Here is a 21204-nt window from a genome sequence, read left to right as displayed (position 1 = left end):
TGGGTATAGGGTTGACCGTGTGATCAAGGTAGGTGTGCTCGGCGCCCGCGGCCGCGTGGGCGTCGAGGTGTGCAAAGCGGTCGAAGCGGCCACCGACATGGAACTGGTGGCCGCGCTCGACAGGGACGACTCGATCGACCGGCTCGAAGGGGCCGAGGTGGTGGTCGACTTCACCCATCCCGATGTGGTGATGGGCAACCTCGAATGGGCGATCGCGCACGGCGTCCACCCGGTGGTCGGCACCACCGGCTTCGACGCCCAGCGGCTCGACACCGTGCGCGGCTGGCTGGAGCGATCGCCCGGCACCAACGCCCTGATCGCCCCCAACTTCGGCATCGCGGCCGTGCTCATGATGCACTTCGCGCAGCAGGCGGCGAAGTACTTCGAGTCCGTCGAGATCGTCGAGCTGCACCACCCGAACAAGGCCGACGCCCCGTCCGGCACCGCCCGGCGCACCGCCGAGCTGGTCGCCCAGGCGCGTGCCAAGGCCGGGCTCGGCCCGATGCCCGACGCCACCAGTGCCGAGCTCGACGGAGCGCGTGGCGCCGACGTCGACGGCGTGCACGTGCACGCCGTACGGCTGGCCGGGCTGATCGCGCACCAGGAGGTGCTGCTCGGCGGCGACGGCGAGACCCTCACGATCAGGCACGACACGATGAGCCGCGCGTCCTTCACGCCCGGCGTGCTGCTGGGCGTGCGGCGGGTGCGCCAGCTGCCCGGGCTGACCCTCGGCCTGGAGCCGCTACTCGACCTCTGACAGGACACGACGTGCCCACCACCACCGCACAGGTCGTGGGCACGTCGTGTGAGGAGGGGGTCTCGACTCCGCACAGCCGAGCCTGTGAGCATCACCCTAATACCAGCGGCGGCGTCCGCCCGAAACATGAGATCGTGTTGCCATGGTGCGATGGGCTGACTCCAGTGAACTTGCCGGTCTGGTCGCCGTCGAGCTGGCCGCCGACAGGCTGTTCGAGCAGGTCGGCATCGTCTTCCCGGCCGGCACGACGATGATCGAAGAGGTCACCGACCCCGATACCGTGCTGGTCGAGGGGCGCCCGCCCGCCGGATTCGCGCTGGTCGGCTGGGTCGACGGCAACCTGCACCTGGAACAGCTCGCCGTGAGTCCCGAGAGCATGCGGCGGGGGATCGGCGGCAGGCTGGTCGCGGCGGTGGGCGACCACGCGCTCGCCAGCGGCGCGCCCGCGGTGACCCTCACGACCTACCGCGACGTCCCGTGGAACGCGCCCTGGTACGAGCGGCACGGCTACTCGGTGATGCCTTCGTCGGAGTGGGGGCCGGAGCTGGAGAAGCTGGTGGAACGCGAGCGCGAACTGGGCATCGAGGTGGCGCCGCGCGTGGTGATGCGGCGGCTGACAACCGGGTAACCCCGTTTCGCGGCCAGGGCAGGCGGCGGCCGCGGCGTCCACGTCCAGGACCCCAACGGCCACAGCTAAGAGCTCTTCACCGCGGTCCCCTAACGGGAGGCGTAGGCGTCCAGCTCGGACAGGTAGGCGTCCTTGAGGTGCTGCGGCAGCCAGGCGATCTCGAAGGCGTTGCGCTCCAGCCGCACCAACTCGTCGGCGGTGAGCTGCAACGCGTCCTGGACGGCCTCCAGGTTCTCCTGGACGTAGCCCCCGAAGTACGCGGGGTCGTCGGAGTTGATCGTCACGCGGACGCCCAGGTCCATCAGCTTGCGAATGCCCTCGGCGTGCATCGAGTCGGTGACGTAGCCGTTCGAGATCGGGCAGCACGTTAGCCCGATCCCCCTGGTCAGGACCAGTTCCACCAGCCGCTGGTCCTCCAGCACGTTCACGCCGTGGTCGATCCGGTCGACGCCGATGTCCTCCAGAGCCTGGCGGATGTGCTCGGCGGAGTCGTCCTGGTCCACGTCGCAGTGCATGGTCAGCAGGTAGCCCTCCTGCCTGGCCCGCGCGTAGACGGCGGCGAACTTGGCGGGCGGGTTGCCCTTCTCGTCGGAGTCGAGGCCGACGCCGACGATCCACTCCCGGTACGGCAGCGACTCCAGCAGCGTCGCCATCGCGTACTCGGCCTGGAAGTCGCGCAGGAAGCACATGATCAGCTGCGCCCGTACTCCGAGCTGGCCGTAGCCGTCCATGAGCGCCCGGCGCAGGCCGCGGAGCACCAGGTCGAACGGGACGCCGCGCGACGTGTGCGCCTGCGGGTCGACGAAGATCTCCGCATACCGGACGTTCTGCGCCGCGGCCCGGCGCAGGTAGGCCATGCCCAGGTCGTAGAAGTCGGGCTCGGTGCGCAGCACCACCATGCCCTCGTAGTACACCTTCAGGAAGGACGGCAGGTCGTCGAACGCGTACGCGTCCCGCATCTGCGCCACGGACGCGTACGGCAGGGACAGCCCGTTGCGCAGGGCCAGCGCGAACTTCAGCTCCGGCTCCAGAGTGCCCTCGATGTGCACGTGCAACTCGCACTTGGGCAGCCCGGCGATGAACTCTTTCATGATCGTCCCTTCGCTGCGGCGGCGCGGGTCTACCCCACCAGGATCGCACGCCCGCCCGCGCGGGGACCGGCTACAGGGTGATCGCCAAGCCGATGGAGACGAGCAGCCCGTACGCCATCTGAAGCTTGCCCGTCTGCTGCAGCACGCCGATCAGCGCGGGCCCCACGGCGCCGCTCCGCACGGTCCGGACCGGCGCGATCGCCAGCGGCAGCGCCAGCACCGCGAGCACCGTCAGCCAGGCCAGCGGGATCATGGCCAGCGCCACCACGAACGGCACGACCAGGCAGACCGCGTACAGCGTGCGGGTGCGCTCGGCGCCCAGGACCACGGCCAGCGTGCGCTTGCCCGACTGCCCGTCGGTGCCCACGTCGCGCAGGTTGTTCACGACCAGCATCGAGCACGACAGCAGCCCGACGGGCACCGAAGCCACCAGCGCCGCCCACGAGAGCTGCTCAGTCTGCACGAACGCGGTGCCGACCACCGGCACCACGCCGAAGAACAGGAAAACGGCGGCCTCGCCGAGCCCGCGGTAGCCGTACGGGCGCTTGCCGCCGGTGTAGAACCAGGCGGCGGCGATCGCCGCCGCGCCCACCAGCAGAATCCACCACGCCTGGGTGGCCAGCACGAGCGTCAGCCCCAGCACCGCGGCCACCGCGAAGCAGCCCAGCGCGGCGGCCAGCACCTGCGGCGGCGTGGCCACCCGCGAGCCGACCAGACGCATCGGACCGACCCGCTGGTCGTCGGTGCCGCGAATGCCGTCGCTGTAGTCGTTGGCGTAGTTGACGCCGATCTGCAGCGACAGCGCCACGAGCAGCGCGACGATCGCGCGCCACCAGACGAACCCGCCCTCTCCGATCGCGACGCCGGTGCCGACCATGACGGGCACGACGGCGTTGGGCAGAGTACGGGGACGCGCGCCGGCAATCCACTGACCGGTGGTAGCCATGTGACTGATTCCTCTAGCTGATGTCCGTGGTGAGCCTGACCATCCGGATCGGACGCCCCATGTCGAGCACGCGCTCGGCCATGTCCTCGCCCCACCCGGCCGACTCCAGGAAGCCGAGCACCGCGTAGTTCTCGGCGAACACCCAGGTGACGATCTGGCGGAAGCCGTCCTCGCGCAGGTAGTCGACGGTCGCGTTGAGCAGGCGGCTGCCGTGGCCGCGCCGGACGAAGTCGGGGTCGACCAGCAGCGTCAGCATCTCCGCCACGACGGTCGGGTCGAGGTCGGGATCTTCGGCGGGGGCGTGCGACGCCAGCCCGACCACGCGTTCACCACCGCGCGGTGTGGCCAGGGCGGCGCTGCCGCCCGCGCCGAGGGCGGGAAAGCCCTCGGTGTCGAGGATGGTCTCCACCGCGACCAGCACCCGGTGACTGGGGGTGGGCGGGGAGGCGATCGCCTCGTCCCACTGGCGCAGCCACATCTTCTCGGCCGCCGGCCCTGTCATCTGCTCGAGTGGCCCCTCGGGGAGGAAATCCCGATAGCCATAGCGCCAGGCGCGGACCTGAGTGTTCGCAACCTGGAGCACATCCTCGCGCCGGGCCGCCCGGACGCCTACGTCTGCCATCTCGGCCCGCTCCTTCGCCTGCCGTCATGCCACAAGGCACGAGTTACACCGTATCGGTCTTTGAGCCTTGGGGATGACGCGAACCCTGCTTCCTCGCCCGGTAGGCACGCGTTTTGGGGCGCTTGGCGTACCCGCGCACGAACATCACGAGCGTGAATGGTTCCTGGACGACTCCGTGAACTCTCGCTGACAATTTTCCCATCCGCTGTCCCCGTCCGCCTTCCCGCCCGCCTTCCTCGTCCGCGTCACCGCGTGACCGCCGCCAGGGCCTGCGCCAGCCGTCGCACCCCCTCCATCAGCTCCGCCAGATGCGTGGCCGCCATGTGCGTGACCCGGATGCGGGGCCCCGGCGGCTCCGACGGGTAGTAGATCCGGCCGGGGCTGACCAGCACACCGCTTCGCTTGGCCTCCTCGACCAGGGCGTGCTCGTCCGTACCTGCCGGGAGCCGCAGCCACAGGTGCATGCCGCCCCTCGGCAGCAGGTGTGGCTCGACCTCGGGGATCCGCGCGGCCAGCGCGGCCGCCAGCGCGTCGCGGCGGGTGGCGATCTCGGCGTGGACGGCCTTCAGATGCCGTGCCCAGGCGGGCGACCCGACGAACTCGAGCGCCGTCTCCTGCAGCGGCCTGGCCACGAAGAACGACTCGACCAGCTGGCTGGCGCGTAGCCGGTGCGCCGCCGGCCCCCTCGCGATGACCGCCGCCACCCGCATGCTCGGCGAGAGGATCTTGGTGAGCGAGCCGATGTGGACGACCGTGCCGTGCGCGTCCATCGAGACCAGCGGCGCAGGCGCCTGCTCGGTCAGGTACCGGGCGAAGTCGTCCTCGACGACGAACGCGCCCGCCGCCGCGGCCACCTGGAGCACCTGCTCGCGGCGCTCCTTGGTGAGCGTCGCGCCGGTCGGGTTCTGCGAGGTCGGCTGGCAGAAGAAGACCCGAGCGCCGGTGACGGCGAACGCCTCGGCCAGCATGTCCGGGCGCACGCCGTCCCTGTCCATGGGGACGGCGTGCGGACGCAGCCCCGCCGCCCTGGCCGCCGCGAGCGCGCCCGGATAGGTGGGCGTCTCGACCAGCACGGGCGCGTTCGGGGCGGCCAGCGCCCTGAACGCGTGCGTCAGCGCCGCCTGCCCGCCGCTCACGATCAGCGTGTCGGATGCGGTCACGTCGCCGCCCGCCTGCCTGGCGAACCAGCGGCGCAGCTCGTCCACTCCGTTCAGCGGCGGCATCGCCCACGCGTCGGGCCGGCGCACCGCCCTGGCGCCCGCGGCGGCGAGCTGCTTGTCGGGCCTGAGCCCGGGAGGCAGGTACCCGCCGGTGAGCGGCACGACCCCCTCGGGCGGGCCGCTGAGCAGCGAGGTCACGACCGACTCGTCCACCACCCTGTCGCCCAGCGCGAGCGTCTGCCAGGACAGGTCGGCGGTGTCGTTGACCCTCGCCGGCTGCCGCGCCACGAACGCCCCGATCCCCGGCTTCGTGACCACCCTGCCCTCGGCGGCGAGCTGCCCGATGGCCCGCGAGACGGTCACCGGGCTGACGCCGTGCCGCCGCATGATCTCCCGGCTGGCCGGTAGGCGGTCCCCGGGCCGCAGCCCGGAGGCCTCCTCGCGCAGTATCGCGGCGATATGGGCGATACTGCTATCGTTTTCCATGAAGGACAACAATAGCGCTACTTATCGCGATTCAGTAGCGGTCCCCGCCGCCGCCACCGGGCCACTGGGTGCGGTGAACCCCCCGATACCCGCGCAGGACGCGAACCGCCCAAGTGCCGCGCAGGCCACGAATCCCCCCACAGCCGCGCAGGACGTGAACCGCCCGACACCCGCTCAGGCCGCGCACCTCCCGAGAGTTGCGCCGGCCGTGACCCCTCCTTCAGCAGGCGCCCGTGGGGGAACGGCCCGGGCGTTCATGGGTGTTCTGGCGTTCTCCGGATCCTTTCCCGCCACCGTCTACGCGATGCAGGGCTTCGACCCCTGGTTGGTGGCGATCGGCCGGGCGGTCATCGCCGGGGCGATAGCCCTGGCCTGTCTCAAGGCCGCCGAACTCCCCCTGCTGCCGCCACGACGCCACTGGCCCGCGTACGCCGCCATCTCCATGGGCGTGGTCTTCGGATTCCCCGTCTTCAGTGGCCTGGCCCTGGATCTCGGTGCGTCCACCGCCCACTCGGCTGTGGTGATCGGCCTGCTCCCGGCTGCCACGGCCGCGTGCGCCGTCCTGCGCGCGGGGGAGCGTCCGCGTCCCCTCTTCTGGGCCGGCTGTACGGCGGGTGCCGTCGCCATCACCGCCTTCACCTTCGCCCAGTCCGCCCAGGGCACCCCCACCTGGCCGGACCTGCTCCTGGTCGGCGCGCTGCTGTCGGCGGCGATCGGCTACACGGAGGGCGGCAGGCTCTCCAGGGAGACCCCGGGCTGGCAGGTCATCTCGTACGTTCTCGTCCTCTCCCTCCCGCTCACCCTCCCCGCGTCGACCGTCCTGGCGCTGACGACCCCGATCAATCCGACCCCCGCGTCCTTGGCAGGTTTCGGCTACGTGGGTGTGATCTCGATGTTCCTGGGCTTCGTCCCCTGGTACGCGGGCCTGGCCCGGGGCGGCATCGCCAGAGCGGGGCAGACTCAGCTCACCCAGCCCCTGCTCACCCTGCTCTGGGCCTGGTTCCTGATGGGGGAGCGATTCGGCCCGGCAACCGTGGCAGGCGCGTTGGCTGTCCTGGTATGTGTGGCTATCACCCAGCGCGCCCGTACTTGAAAGCCGTGACGCCACCACGCAGGATGAGGGGTGGAGGTGTCACATGGCGGACCTCACGATCCCCGAGGGCGGCTTCTGGCCTGCCCCCGAGATCCCGCAGCCGAACATTTACCCGATGGAATGGCGCGTCGAGACCGAGAAACTCGCGGCGATCTACGAAAAGTCCAAGCGCATGGTCTGGAACCCGGCAGACCTTCCCTGGGACGGCCTGAACCCCGAGGACTTCACCCGCGAACAGCGCCTGGGCATCATGTACTGGTTCGCCGTCCTGGCCAACTTCGACGCCTCCGGCCCCGCCGTCTTCGCCCGCGCCACCATTCAGGCCTTCGAGAAACACGAAGAGGACCCCGTCAGGAAGTGCTTCTTCTCGATCACCAGAGACGAGATGAACCACGAGGAATGCTGCCAGCGCACCATCGCCAGACTCTGGCCCGGCGGCCCCCTCGACTGGAAACCCGCCGACGACCTGGAGAAAGCCGCCCACAACAACATCGGCTGGCTCTACCACAACGGCGGACGCTACTGGACCGGCTACACCGCGGCCGTCGGCAAATACAGCCTGCCGGTGCTGTTCACCAGTTTCATGATGGGTGAGATGGCCGCGTCCACGCTGTTCAGGGGCATGGCCTCGGGCACGCAGCACCCTGTCTTCGCCGAGATGTTCCAACGGATAGGCCGCGACGAATCCCGCCACCTCCAGATCTGCATGACCATCCTGGAAAACGAATGGCCCGGCCTGACCGACGAAACCCGCACCCTGATCACCCGTCAGCTCAGAGCGGGTTTCGTCTTCCTGTCCATGATTCTCTGGGAGCCTCCGGAAGGGTTTTGGGAACTGCCGCCGTATTTCCTGCCCAACCATCGCGTCCTCATGGACCACGCCCGGCAGGCGGGCCTGGGGGTTCTTTCGTACGAGGAGCAGGCGGAGAACTGGCGGGTGGCGATGGCCCGCATCCGGGCGATCGTGGAACGCTGGGGAATCGCCTTTCCCGCCATTCCCGAACTGGACCTGGAAGGCGTCCCCGTCGATTTCATCGACCCCGAGGAGATCATCCCGGTGTTCTGACAGCGCGGGGCCCTCAAACCGCCACGCCCGGGGAACTACGTGCCCGGCGTCCGCCACCGCCGGCCTGCTCGACTTCTTCGGCCGCCGCGCGGAGTGCGGAGACTTCTGCCCAGCCGGCTGCTTGGTCGGCCCCTCTGACTGACCCTCCACCTTGTTGCCGGGTAGCCCTTCGGCCGTCGGCTCGGCGCGTGTCATGGAGGCGACGCTGCGAGAGTGGCGGCCCCACGAGTAACCGGAAGGCCGCGGTCGCGGGTGGTCACTGTTCCGGCCTCGCCGGGTCCACTGTTCTCGTACCGCTACGGGGCCTGGCTCGGCCAGAGTTCCCGTGCGGCTACATACGTGCCTCGGTAGGGCACGGTGAACACCCAGCCCTGCTCACGCAGGCGCGCGACCGCGCTCCGTGCGGTCACCTTGGCGACGCCGTGCTCTCGAATCAGCGTCTGCTCCGGCGGAATGCGCCGGTTGGGGCGTAGCTCTCCGCTGACGATCCGCGCGGCGATGTTCTCGGCGATCTCCTCGTACAGCGGTTTGGTGGTTCTCTGCCTGGGCACGCCCAACGCCCCGACGTAGGTACCCTCACCCCGGACCGTGTGGATCAATCCTCGTTCGCGCAGCTCCCTGGCCACCCTGCGCGCGGTAGTCCGTGCGATGCCGAACTCGGCCTCCAACGCCGCTTCGCTCGGCACGGCTGCACCGACCCGCAACCGCCCTTCATCGATGCGATCGTGAATGATCTGGGCTACCTGTACGTAGATCGGGACGGGCCCTTCGCGATCGATCACACGCCTAGTCTAGTCGTCTTCATACGACCAATACAGCGAGATCAATCCTGGGGCCACGACTCCTTCGGTGATACGTAGCTGCCGCGCTGCGGCACCGTGTAGATCCACCCCTGCTCGCGTAGCAGCGCCATGGCCCGACGTACGGTCTCCCGGGCCACCTCGTACTGCTGGAGCAAGGCTGTTTCGCCAGGTATCGGGCGTCGGGGGAGATACTGGCCCACTCTGATTTGCTCGGCGATGTCTACCGCAATCTGCTGATACATCGGCATCTTGCGGGGTTTCCGTGGCGCCGCGTCCGGCGCGCCGACGAAAGTGCCCTCACCCTGGACGGTGTAGATGAGCCCTTCCTCGCGCAACACGTGGATGGCGCGCCTGGCCGTGGTCCTGGCGACCCCGAACTCGCTCTGGATGTCGGCCTCGCTGGGCACGGGGTGCCCCGACGTGAGCCCCGAGACCCGTTGGCGGAGGATCTCGGCAATCTGCAGGTAGAGGTGTCTGTCTCCGTCGTAGTCGAGCACATACGCAAGATAGGCGAAGGGGTACGAGGGGCCTCATAACGGATCGTCTATAGAGGCGAGGCGTTCTCTCTAGACGATGTGATACAACTAGACGTATGATCCATGTCATGGCCGACGTACTTGTGGGACGTGGCTTCGACGACTGTTCGGGGTGCCATGTCATGGCGGCGCGGGACGACTGCGTTCGCATCGAGTGGGAACGGGCACGCCCTCGAGCTGATCGTGTGCGAGTGCTTGACCACACCTGCGACTGCCAGCCGGTCTTCTATGAGCTCTGTCTGGCGGGTGGATTGCGGTTCATTCGTAGAACCTCAAGATTGAAAGGCGAAATGTCCGTCCATGACTCGCCTTGGGATCGGGCGGGGGTGGTCAATGAAACGTGGCGGAGCTTGTTGAAAGGGGAGGCGCGGTGACTTGATGCTGATTGACTTTGTGTCCAAATCCTTTCCTCCGTCGCGTTCGATCGCCTCGCCATCAACATTCATTCATGAATGCTGCTTTGGGGATTTCGTTCTTTATGTCGGCCCAGTCTCGCATTTCAACCAGCTTGTCGAATCCGGCTGCTCAGGTTCCCGCCTTGTCGGAGGAGCCCCAGCAGACGATCCGGGAGCCGGGCCTCTGCATCCACCGTGATCTCAGCACGACGTACCTACGACCCCCCAGCGCGCTTTGCTGCCACGAACAGCCATGGGCGCGCTGGGGCACTGGCTCCAATCTGGAGCCGTGATCACGGATCGCGCGTAAGCCCACCGCGATCCGTTGCCTGGACAGGCACTGGTCCACGCCTGTCCCTCTCCCGGTAGGCGTCATCCCGCATCAGCTCGCCTACCGGGATCTCCCCCTCGCAGGCCCCAGGATGGGGACGCCGGAGAGGGCCTGCGAGGGGCCGGGCTCAGACTGTTTGAACGTATGCGAGGCCGGCTGTGACGTCGCTGACGTGACCGCTGCTTTCGCGGTGAGTCCGCTCGAGCGGAAGCCCGTCAGGCGGGCATCGTTGGAGCCCCGATCTCCGCCGCCCAGACCGGATTCGCGCGTAGGACGCTGCAGGCTCCGGAGGGCCGTCCGCCCAAGCGGACTCACCGGCATTGCCCCGGTATCGCCCGGCGTCGCAGTCGGCTGGGGGAGTGGGGCTGACGTGGTCCCGCACCTTCCGGGAAGCGCGGGACCACGTCGCTGCGAGCCGTTGGCCGCTGGAGAACCCACCGGCCTGCCCGCGGGAATAGAGTCTCACGGTCTTCCGCCTCACGACTCCCGTTCTGCGCTTTCAGCGGGATCACGTGGATTGGCGACAGTTGAGCCTTAGGCCCTGATGGTCGCGGCTAAATGGCCCGATTGTCTTGTTCGCGAAGGACGAATCATGGCTGGACGCGTCTCCACTCCGTGTCGGTGATGATCAGGTGGTCGAGGAAGCGCAGGCCGACGGTTTCGGCCGCCTGCGCGAGGCGGCCGGTCGCAGCCAGGTCGTCGTTGCTGGGAACGAGGGAACCGCTCGGGTGGTTGTGGGCGACGCCGAACGCCGTGCCATGCGAGGCGAGCACCGCCGTGATGACGTCCCGGATCGGGACCGTGGTGTGGTCGGAGCCGCCCTCGGTGAGGACCATGCGCCTGAGCACCGCGCCCCGGGTGTTGCACACCACGACGACCAGTCGCTCGCGGGAGTGGCCCCGAAGCAGGGGCGCCACAACCGCGGCCAGGTCGGCGGTGCTGGTGACCCTGGCCCGCTCGGGCTCCGCCTGCGCTCGGCGGACGAGATGGAACGCCGCGGCGACCCGCGCCGCCTTGGCAGGACCCACGCCTGGTACGGCGAGGAGCCGGTGCGGCTCGGAATGGGCGAGCCCATCGAGATCGCCGCAGTGCTCGATGACCTGGGCGGCCAGGTCCATCGCACTCGATCCGCGGAAACCCGAGCCGAGCAGCACGGCCAGCAGTTCCCGATCGGCCAGCGCTGCCGGGCCGCTGGACATCAGCCGCTCCCGTGGACGCTCGCGCCGGGGCAGGTCTTTGACTCGCATCCGCAACCTCCGCACCCGTTGTATCAGCGGGCACCGACAACCTGTGCTTGATCGTTTGGGCGACGATCCCTGGCTGGGGGGCGGCTGCTGGGGCGCGTCGGCCATGAGTTCGCGCAGGCGGGCGGCCAGGTTGCGGTCCACGTCGAAACGCAGGCCGTCACCGCCTGATCGCCGCCAGAGCCACAGTGGGACGTCCTGTGCGCTCCCATGAACAGCGGCCTGGCCCTCGGGCTCGACTGCGGACGTGCTTCGCTCTGCCGCCGCAGACGATCAGAGGCGCAGCACTGGTCTGGGACGTGGCAGTCCCGACAGCGGGCGTGGCCGTCTCGGTCGCGGGGGTGCTTGGTGGGGCTCCGGGCGTGACTGTCTCGGTCACAGGGGTGCCCGGTCGAGTACCGGGCGTGACCGTCTCCGTCACGGGGGTGCTTGGTGCGGCTCCGGGTGTCTGGGGCACAGGCGTTGTTGGTTGGGCTCCTGTGAACGGTCAGACGAGGAGGTTCGCCACCTGCGGGAACGACTCTGTCGCCCAACTGGCCGTCTGCCCAGGTCAGGGCTTTGAGAGGCCGGGTGGTGCTGGCGAAGCCCCGGAAGATGGGTGATTTCTGGCGAGGCTCCGGGCAGAGGCGCGGTGTCGCCCGGAGCCTTGGCGACGTCCCGGGATCAGACGGGCATGCTGTACATGATCCTGAAGCGGTCGCCGGGGATCACGATGTCGCTCGTCTCCACCGGACGATCGCCTGCCCAGTGGGTGCGTTCGACGTGCAGGACATGCACACCTGCCGCCATCTGGAGGGCATCGATCTCGGCCGGACGCGGGACCCGAGTGTGCACGCTCTCGACGATCTCTGTGATCTTGATGCCGTGCGCGTACATCCGGGCGACCAGGCTGCGCCGTTCCTCCTCCGTGTGCGCGGCGAACTCCAGGGACTCGTAGGAAGTGACGAGTTGGAGCGGTTTGCCGTCGCCGCGGAAGATGTAATGCGTTCTGGTCAGCGTGACCGTCTCGTCCACGCGCAGGCGCCTGGCGATGTCGGGGCCGGCCTCGGCGGGCTCGCTGTGCCAGTCCCACGTCACGCGCCGCCCCTGGGACTGCAGGTCGGCGGCGAGCGGGGCGGGGTGGTCGAGGAAACGCCAGCGGTGCAGCGGTGCGAGGATCGGCCGTTCCCTGACGTAGTGGCCCGACCCGACGCGGCCGACGATGAGCCCCTCGCCGGCGAGCACGCGGAGGGCGTGGCGGGCGGCGGTCTCGCCGACCTGGTACTTACGGGTCAGCTGCGCCCTTGACGGAATGGGCGCACCTGGGGGAAGGGTGCCGTCGTTGATCTGCCGCCGGATGTCTTCGACGACACGCAGGTAGACCGGATCTGAGGTGGCCACTAGTCCATCCCTGGGGGTTCGTGTGAGGCGTTGCCCCATGTTGCCGTATTCGGCAGGTAACCGACCGTCATCGATGACTGCTGGAGCCCCAACTTTGCAGTGGCGCAAAATTATCGGAGAAACCCTGTAACACCCATGTAAGGAGCACCGATTGTTCGGTAGAGGTCGTCGATGTGTGTACCCCCGAGCACATATCGGCGACCTCTTCCAATGCCCGCCGAACGCACCCACGCCGATGCCGGACACCTGGTCGGCGTGGCGACACGCCTCACGGTCTCGCCGTGAAACAGCCGCACCGACGCGCTGACGGGCCGTGCGACGTCCGCGTCGCAGCGCGCGGGTGAGCGCTGGCAGCTGACGATGCGCCACTGACCCTGGATGCACACGCATGCTGCGAGCGCAGCGTGCGGCGAAGGCGGGCGTGTTACGCGAGTACATGTGCCATGGGGACGTGCGTTGCGGGGGCTGCAATCCGTTGCGATGGTAAGCGCCCAGAAAGGGCAGCCTGTCGCGTGGGAGTCAAGCATCGACGTGGCCGCGCTCGACGTCATGAGGAGCAGGCCAAGAGCACGTCATGAGAAGCAGGTCGAGAGTACGGCCATCTGTTCGAGCGGCCAGGGTGCGGCTCCCGTCATTCGGACGGCTGGGGTCGGCTCCGGTCGTTCGACCGGCCGAGAATGTGGCGTCCGCCCGGACGGATGGGCGAGGGATGTTCGGCTGGGATGAGCGGGGGCGAGTCGCGTTCGCCGCTGCCGATCTGGGGCGCAGTCTTGGTTCGCGGCCCGATCGATCCGCCCGTGGCCCGGTGCCGGTGTTGGGCAGATGTGTCGTGAGATGGTGGGGGACGGTGTGACAAAGGGCGGCCCCAGGCTGGCGAAACGGGGTGGCGCCGTCCATTGGATTTGTGAATCCAGGTAGCGTTCGCACTATGGCATCGCCAACTGGAACCACTGACGCGCCCTTCGGCCGGATGTTGACCGCCATGGTCACGCCGTTCACCGCCGATGGTGCGGTCGATTACGCAGCTGTTCGGCGCCTGGCTGCCTACCTGGTGGACGAGCAGCGCAACGACGGCCTGATCGTCAGCGGGACGACCGGCGAGTCGCCCACCACCTCCGACGTGGAGAAAGAGCGGATCCTCAGCGTGGTCCTGGAGACGGTCGGCGATCGTGCCACCGTCGTGGCCGGTGCCGGTAGCAATGACACCCATCACAGTGTCGAACTCGCCAGGGCGGCGGCACGCGCGGGTGCGCACGGGCTGCTCGTGGTGACGCCTTACTACAGCAAGCCCCCGCAGGAGGGCCTGTACCAGCACTTCACCGCCGTGGCCGACGCGACGGGCCTGCCGGTGATGCTCTACGACATCCCGGGACGCGCCGGCGTGCCGATCGCGACCGAGACTCTGATCAGGCTGGCCCAGCACGAACGTATCGTGGCTGTGAAGGACGCCAAGGGCGACCTGTTCGCCGGTGGTCAGATGATGACGGTCACCGATCTCGCCCTCTACTCGGGTGACGATCTGCTCAATCTGCCGTGGCTGTCGATGGGCGCGGCCGGATTCGTGAGCGTCGTCGGGCATGTCGTGGGCGCCCACCTGGCTCGCATGATCGAGCTGTACCGCAATGGCGACGTCAGCCAAGCGCTGGCCGTGCATCGCCAGCTTGCGCCCGTGATCGAGGGGATCATGATGAGCGCGGGTGGCGCGATCATGGTGAAGGCGGCGCTGGACATGGTCGGGGTGCCGGTCGGCCCGGTGCGCCTGCCGCTCGTCGCCGCAACGGAGAGACAGATCGCCGAGCTGCGCACTTGCCTGGTGGCCGGCGGAGTGAAGTTGACAGATACATAGGAACGGGGAGGAACCGGGAGTTTTGAGAACACGATTTGACCATGGGGGCCGGGCATGAGCCATCCGCATCCCGAGCTTGGCCCCCCACCGCCGCTGCCTGAGGGCGGCCTGCGCATCGTCGCGCTGGGCGGGTTGGGGGAGATCGGCCGGAACATGGCTGTCTTCGAGTACGAGGGCCGCCTGCTGATCGTCGACTGCGGGGTGTTGTTCCCCGAGCCGGATCAGCCGGGTGTCGACCTGATCCTGCCAGACTTCGAATACATCAGGGGGCGGCTCGACGACGTCGAAGCCGTGGTCCTGACGCACGCCCACGAGGACCACATCGGGGCCGTGCCATACCTGCTGCGCGAGCGGCGCGACATCCCGCTTGTCGGGTCCAGGCTGACGCTGGCCCTGATCGAGGCCAAGCTCACCGAGCACAGGATGCAGCCGACCAAGATCGAGGTCGTCGAGGGAGAGAAGCACAGGTTCGGGCCGTTCGACTGCGAGTTCCTCGCCGTCAACCACTCGATCCCCGACGCGCTGGCGGTGGCCATCAGGACGCCCGCCGGCATCGTCCTGCACACCGGCGACTTCCGGATGGACCAGCTGCCGAGCGACGGCCGCCTCACGGACCTCGGCGGTTTCGCCAGGCTCGGGAGCGAGGGCGTCGACCTGCTGATGTCGGACTCGACCAACGCCGAGGTGCCCGGGTTCGTCACCAGCGAGAGGGAGATCGGCCCGGTCATCGACGAGGTGATCCGCACCTCCGAGCAGCGGGTCATCGTGGCCAGCTTCGCCTCGCACGTGCACCGGATCCAGCAGGTCATGGACGCCGCGGCCAAGCACGGCCGCAAGGTCGCCCTGGTCGGCCGGTCCATGGTGCGCAATATGGGCGTGGCCCGTGACCTCGGCTACCTCAAGGTGCCGCCGGAGCTGATCGTCGACTCGCGCGACATCGAGCAGTGGCCGCCGGAGAGCGTGGTGCTGATCTGCACCGGCTCTCAGGGCGAGCCGATGGCGGCGCTGTCGCGTATGGCCAACAGGGACCACCCGATCCGGATCGCCAGTGGTGACACCGTGCTGCTGGCCTCCTCGCTGGTGCCGGGCAACGAGACCGCCGTCAACAAGGTGATCAACGGCCTGACCCGCTGGGGCGCCCGCGTCGTGCACAAGGGCAACGCCAAGGTGCACGTCTCCGGGCACGCGGCCGCCGGCGAGCTGCTCTACGTGCTCAACCTGACACGTCCGTCGAACTTCATGCCGGTGCACGGCGAATGGCGGCACCTGCGGGCGCACGCCAAGCTCGCCGAGCTCACGGGCGTGCCCCACGACCACATCGTGATCGCCGAGGACGGCGTCGTGGTCGACCTGGTCGACGGCCGCGCCAGGATCGTCGGTGCGGTTCACGCCGGGTACGTCTACGTCGACGGCTCGTCGGTCGGTGAGATCACCGACACCTCGCTGAAGGACCGCAGGATCCTCGGCGACGAAGGATTCATCTCGGTGATCGTCGTGGTCGACTCCAACACCGGGAAGCTCACCGGAGGGCCGGAGATCCACGCGCGTGGTTCCGGCATCGACCCGGCCCAGTTCGACGAGTTCATTCCCCAGATCGAGAAGGCGCTCGAGGACAAGGCCGCCGATGGGGTCGTCGACATGCAGGAGATCCGCCGGGTGGTGCGCCGCACGGTCGGCCGCTGGGTGAGCGACACCTACCGCCGCCGCCCGATGATCATCCCAGTGGTGCTCGAGGTCTGAGTTCTCCGAGGGTACGACAGGTGCCGCCGCCTGTCGTACCACTCGAAACCAGGTGGCGGTCGTCACGCGCCGCCACCAGCGGGACACCATCACGAAGGCGGCCGTCATGTCAGGCGTCCCGTCGGCGGAGCAGCCACGTCCCCGCGAGAACGGGGAGCACTGCGTAGGCGGCCATCACGAGGGCCGCTGCGACCGGCGAAAGTAGCGAGCCGTACACGGTGTGGGTCAGATCGTCGCCGGTGATCTCGCGGGGAAGGCCGCCGATCATCACCGAACCGACGCGCTCGCTCCATGGCTCGGGCAGGTTGCCCACGACGATCGGGACCACGTACACCAGCCCGACGAGGACGACGATCGCGCCCGCGGCTGACCGCATGATGGCGCCCAGACCAAGCCCCAGCAGCGCGAAGACCACGACTGAGAGGCTGGTGGTGATCAACGTCGGCAGTCTGTCCATGACAGGTTTCGTGTACATGCCGGAGAAGCGGGCGCCGACCATCCAGCGGGAGACGAAGTACGTTCCGAACACGACCGCCGGACCTGTGATCAAAGCCAGGGCGCCCACGATCGCGGACTTCGCCGCGAGCACGGGCCAGCGCCTCGGCACGACGGTGAGGCTCGTCCGGATGAGGCCCGTCGTGAACTCCGACGTGATCGCCAGCACACCCAGGATGCCCATGCAGAGCTGCGGCACGATCACCACGACGTCCTCCAGCTCGGCGAGGGCGGCGCGCGGGCGCACGCCGGGCGCGGCGCGGTCGTACATGCCGGCGGCTGTCCACGCGAGTGCCATTCCCAGGAGGATCGCGGCGAGGCTGAGGCCCACGACGAGATGGCTGGAGCGGACGGAACGGATCTTCAGCCATTCCGAGGCGAGGATGCTCATGCGTCCCTCTTCCTGAGCAGGTGGAGCCCGACGGCGAGTGCTCCGACCGCGTACGCCACGAGGGCGATGGCCGCGGCCCAGGGGGGCAGGAAACCTTCACCGAGGCGCGTGGAGAGATGCCTGCCCGCGATCTGCGGCACGAGGTTGGGCAGCAGCAGTGCCGAGACCTGGGCGTTCCACGGCGAAGGCAGATAGTTGGCGATGCCGGGCAGCACGAACAGCAGCGCCACCACCGAGACCACGGCGGCGGCCGTTGACCGGGTGGCGAAGCCGAGGCCGAGACCTACCAGCGCCAGCACGGTCACCGACAGAGCCGAGGCGGCCAGCATCGGCAGGTCGTCGGCGAACGAGGCGTCGTTGAAGCCGAGCCGCCGGTCGCCGGCGATCAGCCGGCTGGAGGCGTAGGTCACGAGCAGGATGGCGGAGCCCGCCGCGAACGTCGTCATGGTGACGACCGCGGTCTTGGCCAGCAGCAGGGTGCTCCGCTTGGGAACGGCGACGAGACTGGCCCGGATCGTGCCGGTGGCGTGCTCAGACGTGATCGCCAGCACGCCGATCAGCGCCAGGCTGACCTGGGTCAACGGCAGGAAGCCCGCTTCGGGGGCCGCTGCCCGGAGCATGCCGCCGCGGTCCTCCGCGACTCCGCTGACGTAGAACGTCCACAACACGCCGGCGAGCACCATGGCGGCGGCGGCACCGATGGCGGTGCGGGTCGAGTTGACCGAGCGCAGCTTCAGCCACTCGGAGGACAGAACTTCTCTCACCGCGACGCTCCGTACTGCACGCTGCTCGCCGTGAGCGCCAGGTAGGCCTCCTCAAGGGACGTGTGGCGCGCGGTGAGCTCGTCGACGGTGGCCTCGGTGATCAGCTTGCCACGCCCCACGATGACGATGCGGTCGGCGGTCAGGGCCATCTCGCTCATCAGGTGGCTGGAGAGCAGGATCGTGCGCCCGTCGGCGGCCAACGAGCGCATCAGCTCGCGGATCCACCGCACCCCGTCGGGGTCGAGCCCGTTGACCGGTTCGTCGAACATCAGCACGCCGGGGTCGCCGAGCAGCGCGGCCGCAATGCCGAGCCGCTGCTTCATGCCCAGCGAGAACCCGCCCACCCGTTTACGCGCCACCCCGGCCAGCCCCACCTGCTCGAGCACCTCCGCCACGCGATGCGGGCCGATGTCGTTGGTGAGGGCCAGGCTGAGCAGGTGGTTGTAGGCGCTGCGGCCGGGGTGAACCGCGTTCGCGTCGAGCAGCGCGCCCACCTCTCGCATCGGGCGGCGTGACAATGCGTAGCGGCGCCCGTTGACCAGCGCCTCGCCCGAGGTCGGGGCGTCGAGGCCGAGGATCAGCCGCATCGTCGTGGACTTGCCGGCACCGTTGGGGCCGAGGAAGCCGGTCACATGGCCCGGTTCGACCCGGAAGGACAGCCCGTCTACGGCGAGAGTGTCGCCGTAGCGTTTCGTCAGGCGTCTGAGTTCGATCACGTCGTAAACGATGGGGCACGGCGGGGTTCTGGCACATCGGACCAGGGTCCGAACTGCAACATCAGACTCCGGGCTGACGTGCGGAACTCTGCTCATTGGCTACGGTTCAACGCGTGAACGAGACGCACCCCCTCTTCGCCAGGCGCCTGAGCCGCCACCAGCTGATCGCGTTGGACTTGGTGGCCGGGCTGGGCTTCTCGCTCGTTTTCCTCACGGCCACGGCGCAGGCCGACGGCCTGCCGCCCTGGGCGAGGCTGGCCTTTCCCCTCGGGCTGGGGTTGCCGCTGGCCCTGAGAAGACTGTGGCCGTTCCCGGTCTTCTGTTTCCTCCTGGCGCTGTCCATCGCGGCCGTCATGGCCGACCTGGTCAGTTTCGCCTACGTCTCGCCCGCGTACGCGCTCTATGTGGTCGCCCTGGCCGACGGCGCCCGCGGAACGTGGGTGCCGACCTCGGCGATCGCCGTGCTCACCCTGGTCACGGGGGTGGGGTTGGTCGCGGTGGGCGGGTCGCCGCGAGCGGGGGCGCCCGAGTGGATGTTCAGTCTGGACAAGCCGCTCATCGGCATCGCGGCGCTGGGCGGCGCCTGGACGGTGGGCCGCGCCGTGCGAGAACGCAGAATCTACGCCGCGCGTGATGCCGAGCGGCTGGCCGGGCAGGCGGTGACGGAGGAACGTCTGCGTATCGCGCGTGAGCTGCACGACGTGGTCACGCACAGCGTGGGTTTGATCGCGGTCAAAGCCGGCGTGGCCAACCACGTCATGAAGGCGAGGCCTGACGAGGCGCGCGACGCGCTGCGCGTGATCGAGACCGTGAGCAGGGGTGCGCTGGTGGAAATGCGCCACCTGCTCGGCGTGCTGCGTTCCGCCGAGGCGCCGGAGTTCAGCCCCACTCCGGGCATCGCCGACCTGCGTGCGCTGGCCGAACGGGCCAGTTTGGCGGGGGTGGAGGTGGAGCTCGATGTTCGCATTCAGGGCGTAAGGAGCGGGTGTGAGCCGGCCGACACCGGCGCTGGTGAGGAGTCGGCCGATCGAGACGGTGCTCGGCCGGGTGGTGCTCAGTGGGCTGACCGAACAGAGGGGGCATGGCGGGGTGATGCTCAGTGGGCTGACGCAGAGGGGGCACGATGGGGCGACGAAGTAGATGGAATGAGACTGCCGGACGGCGTGGAGTTGTCGGTCTACCGGATCGTCCAGGAGGCGCTCACGAACGTCGTCAAGCATGCGGCCCCTGCCCGTTGCAGGGCGTCGGTGGTCGCTGACGAGAGGGAGGTCCGGATCGAGGTGGTCGACGACGGGCCGGGGCGGCGTACGCTACCGGCCGACGGAGCAGGGCACGGGCTGATCGGGATGCGGGAGCGGGTCATGATGTACGGCGGGGCGTTCGAAGCCGGGCGCGTCCCGGGGCAGGGCTTCCGGGTCTCAGCCCGCCTGCCCTACGGGGACGCGCCGTGATCCGGGTACTGGTCGCCGACGATCAGGCGCTGCTCCGAGGAAGCTTCAAGGTCCTGGTCGACTCCGAGCCAGATCTGACCGTGGTGGGTGAGGCGGCGACGGGCGCGGAGGCCGTGTCCATTGCCTTGGAGGAGCGGCCCGATGTGGTGCTCATGGACGTACGCATGCCGGTCATGGACGGGATCGAGGCGACTCGGCTCATCGGCAACGCGTCCCGCGTTCTGATCGTGACCATGTTCGATCTGGATGCTTATGTCTATGACGCGCTTCGTGCGGGCGCCAGCGGCTTCCTGCTCAAGGACACCCCGCCTGCCGACCTGCTCGCAGCCATTCGGGTGGTCGCTGCGGGTGAGGCGCTGCTGGCGCCCAAGGTGACGCGGAGGCTGATCGAGGAGTTCGCGCGCACGCCTGTGCTGCCGCCGGTGAGAGGGCTCGACGGGGTGACGGAGAGGGAGTGCGAAGTGCTCACCCTGATCGCCCGCGGGCTGTCCAACGCAGAGATCGCCGCCCACCTTCAGCTGAGCCTGGCCACGATCAAGACGCACATCAGTCGCCTCCTGGCCAAGCTCGAGGCACGCGACCGGGCTCAACTCGTCATCGCGGCCTACGAGAGCGGTTTAGTCTCCGCAACTCGGTAGCCGTCACTTGTGCGTAGTTGTGGGGGTGTCGTGGTTCGGGGTGCCGTCTGCGCCGGTGGTCAGCGGGCCTGGTGGTTAACGTGTCGGGCGCGCCGGTGACGTACGCGCCCACATGAGGACCTGTGCAGCGATTTCGGCAGCGGCTCTGCCGCCGCCGGTGTCGAACGCCGCTGGGATCAGCGTGCGGCCCTGTGCGGCGTCCGCCAGCGCGTCCTCGATCCACTCCTGCGCGTAGCCGCGTGCCCGCAGCCGGTGTTCTCGCACGTCATCGGGGCAGTCCAGCAGCGCCCAATGGACCGGGCCGTCCCATCGCCTGCCCGCTGCCAGTTCGTCAGGGTCGGGGACGGGGCACAGGAGCAGCACCGGATGCCCCGCTCGGCGCACCATGGTCACGATGCGTCGCCACATGCGGTCGTAGGCCGGCCACACCGGCGCCGCGTCCGGTTCGGCGATGGGTACCCCGATCAGGGCGCCGTCCTCGAGCAGTTCGTCCATGTCCATCACGATCAGCCCGCCCGCCGCCCGCACCAGGTGCGGCAGCAGGGTGGTCTTGCCCGCGCCAGGTGCGCCCGCCAGGAGGCAGAGGGGCGCGGTTTCGTCGACGAGTCGATCTTGCATCTGATTG

The 21204-nt window shown here is 68.9% G+C and carries 20 protein-coding genes; 8 read left to right on the top strand and 12 right to left on the bottom strand.

Going from position 1 to position 21204, the window contains the following annotated elements; translation table 11 throughout:
• Positions 1-19 precede the first annotated feature (19 nt).
• Positions 20-757 (top strand): 4-hydroxy-tetrahydrodipicolinate reductase, encoded by a 738-nt coding sequence (dapB, locus tag ABZ297_RS17995; RefSeq protein ID WP_355346803.1) that lies wholly within the window; start codon positions 20-22, stop codon positions 755-757.
• A 142-nt stretch (positions 758-899) separates the two neighbouring features.
• Positions 900-1385, top strand: a complete 486-nt coding sequence (locus tag ABZ297_RS17990) for a GNAT family N-acetyltransferase (protein WP_355346800.1) — start codon at positions 900-902, stop codon at positions 1383-1385.
• 89 nt (positions 1386-1474) lie between these two features.
• Here the strand turns inward: ABZ297_RS17990 and ABZ297_RS17985 are convergent, their stop codons facing one another.
• The 4 genes from ABZ297_RS17985 to ABZ297_RS17970 form a co-directional block, all read right to left on the bottom strand.
• Positions 1475-2476, bottom strand: a complete 1002-nt coding sequence (locus tag ABZ297_RS17985; RefSeq protein ID WP_355346797.1) for an adenosine deaminase — start codon at positions 2474-2476, stop codon at positions 1475-1477.
• 70 nt (positions 2477-2546) lie between these two features.
• Entirely contained in the window at positions 2547-3422 is an 876-nt protein-coding gene (locus ABZ297_RS17980; RefSeq protein ID WP_355346794.1) for a 1,4-dihydroxy-2-naphthoate polyprenyltransferase, read from the bottom strand.
• Between the two features lie 13 nt (positions 3423-3435).
• Positions 3436-4044 (bottom strand): GNAT family N-acetyltransferase, encoded by a 609-nt coding sequence (locus ABZ297_RS17975; protein WP_355346791.1) that lies wholly within the window; start codon positions 4042-4044, stop codon positions 3436-3438.
• Between the two features lie 245 nt (positions 4045-4289).
• Positions 4290-5690, bottom strand: a complete 1401-nt coding sequence (locus tag ABZ297_RS17970) for a PLP-dependent aminotransferase family protein (RefSeq protein WP_355346788.1) — start codon at positions 5688-5690, stop codon at positions 4290-4292.
• A gap of 256 nt (positions 5691-5946) precedes the next feature.
• On the opposite strand from ABZ297_RS17970, the gene ABZ297_RS17965 reads away from it, so the two are divergent.
• A complete protein-coding gene (locus ABZ297_RS17965; protein WP_355346785.1) occupies positions 5947-6783 on the top strand; it encodes a DMT family transporter in 837 nt (278 codons plus the stop codon).
• Between the two features lie 43 nt (positions 6784-6826).
• Positions 6827-7849 (top strand): hypothetical protein, encoded by a 1023-nt coding sequence (locus ABZ297_RS17960; protein ID WP_350805411.1) that lies wholly within the window; start codon positions 6827-6829, stop codon positions 7847-7849.
• Between the two features lie 296 nt (positions 7850-8145).
• Here the strand turns inward: ABZ297_RS17960 and ABZ297_RS17955 are convergent, their stop codons facing one another.
• The 4 genes from ABZ297_RS17955 to ABZ297_RS17940 all read right to left on the bottom strand — a co-directional run bounded on the left by ABZ297_RS17955 (position 8146) and on the right by ABZ297_RS17940 (position 12538).
• Complete coding sequence (locus ABZ297_RS17955) at positions 8146-8631, bottom strand: GntR family transcriptional regulator (RefSeq protein ID WP_355346781.1); 486 nt, start codon at positions 8629-8631, stop codon at positions 8146-8148.
• 41 nt (positions 8632-8672) lie between these two features.
• Positions 8673-9149: a GntR family transcriptional regulator gene (locus ABZ297_RS17950; RefSeq protein WP_355346778.1), complete on the bottom strand. Its 477-nt coding sequence runs from the start codon at positions 9147-9149 to the stop codon at positions 8673-8675.
• A gap of 1355 nt (positions 9150-10504) precedes the next feature.
• Positions 10505-11161, bottom strand: coding sequence for a DNA repair protein RadC (gene radC, locus ABZ297_RS17945; protein ID WP_355346775.1), 657 nt, complete (start codon positions 11159-11161; stop codon positions 10505-10507).
• A 660-nt stretch (positions 11162-11821) separates the two neighbouring features.
• On the bottom strand, positions 11822-12538 hold the full coding sequence (locus tag ABZ297_RS17940; RefSeq protein WP_355346772.1) for a GntR family transcriptional regulator: 717 nt from the start codon (positions 12536-12538) through the stop codon (positions 11822-11824).
• 928 nt (positions 12539-13466) lie between these two features.
• On the opposite strand from ABZ297_RS17940, the gene dapA reads away from it, so the two are divergent.
• Positions 13467-14384, top strand: a complete 918-nt coding sequence (dapA, locus tag ABZ297_RS17935; RefSeq protein ID WP_355346769.1) for a 4-hydroxy-tetrahydrodipicolinate synthase — start codon at positions 13467-13469, stop codon at positions 14382-14384.
• A gap of 54 nt (positions 14385-14438) precedes the next feature.
• The gene (locus ABZ297_RS17930) at positions 14439-16124 is read left to right on the top strand and encodes a ribonuclease J (protein ID WP_355346766.1); all 1686 of its coding nucleotides are present in this window, start codon (positions 14439-14441) and stop codon (positions 16122-16124) included.
• A gap of 109 nt (positions 16125-16233) precedes the next feature.
• Here ABZ297_RS17930 and ABZ297_RS17925 read toward each other — a convergent pair whose 3' ends face one another.
• The 3 genes from ABZ297_RS17925 to ABZ297_RS17915 are packed head-to-tail and all read right to left on the bottom strand — an operon-like array spanning position 16234 to position 18490.
• A complete protein-coding gene (locus tag ABZ297_RS17925) occupies positions 16234-17010 on the bottom strand; it encodes an ABC transporter permease (RefSeq protein WP_355346763.1) in 777 nt (258 codons plus the stop codon).
• Positions 17007-17774 (bottom strand): ABC transporter permease, encoded by a 768-nt coding sequence (locus tag ABZ297_RS17920; protein ID WP_355346760.1) that lies wholly within the window; start codon positions 17772-17774, stop codon positions 17007-17009. The genes ABZ297_RS17925 and ABZ297_RS17920 overlap by 4 nt, the downstream gene beginning before the upstream one ends.
• Positions 17771-18490, bottom strand: a complete 720-nt coding sequence (locus tag ABZ297_RS17915; RefSeq protein ID WP_355346757.1) for an ATP-binding cassette domain-containing protein — start codon at positions 18488-18490, stop codon at positions 17771-17773. Before ABZ297_RS17915 ends, ABZ297_RS17920 begins: the two co-directional genes overlap by 4 nt.
• Positions 18491-18603: 113 nt before the next feature.
• Between ABZ297_RS17915 and ABZ297_RS17910 the strand changes: the two genes are divergently transcribed.
• Both ABZ297_RS17910 and ABZ297_RS17905 read left to right on the top strand, forming a co-directional pair.
• A complete protein-coding gene (locus ABZ297_RS17910) occupies positions 18604-19941 on the top strand; it encodes a histidine kinase (protein ID WP_355346754.1) in 1338 nt (445 codons plus the stop codon).
• A complete protein-coding gene (locus ABZ297_RS17905; protein WP_355346751.1) occupies positions 19938-20579 on the top strand; it encodes a response regulator transcription factor in 642 nt (213 codons plus the stop codon). Before ABZ297_RS17910 ends, ABZ297_RS17905 begins: the two co-directional genes overlap by 4 nt.
• Before the next feature lie 75 nt (positions 20580-20654).
• On the opposite strand, the gene ABZ297_RS17900 is transcribed toward ABZ297_RS17905, so the two are convergent.
• Entirely contained in the window at positions 20655-21197 is a 543-nt protein-coding gene (locus ABZ297_RS17900; protein ID WP_355346748.1) for an AAA family ATPase, read from the bottom strand.
• Positions 21198-21204 lie beyond the last annotated feature (7 nt).

It is taken from the genome of Nonomuraea sp. NPDC005983 (genome assembly GCF_040614375.1).
GTDB lineage: Bacteria > Actinomycetota > Actinomycetes > Streptosporangiales > Streptosporangiaceae > Nonomuraea.
Note: the sequence above shows the minus strand (reverse complement) of the source record. Positions and strands in the feature narration are given on the sequence as shown.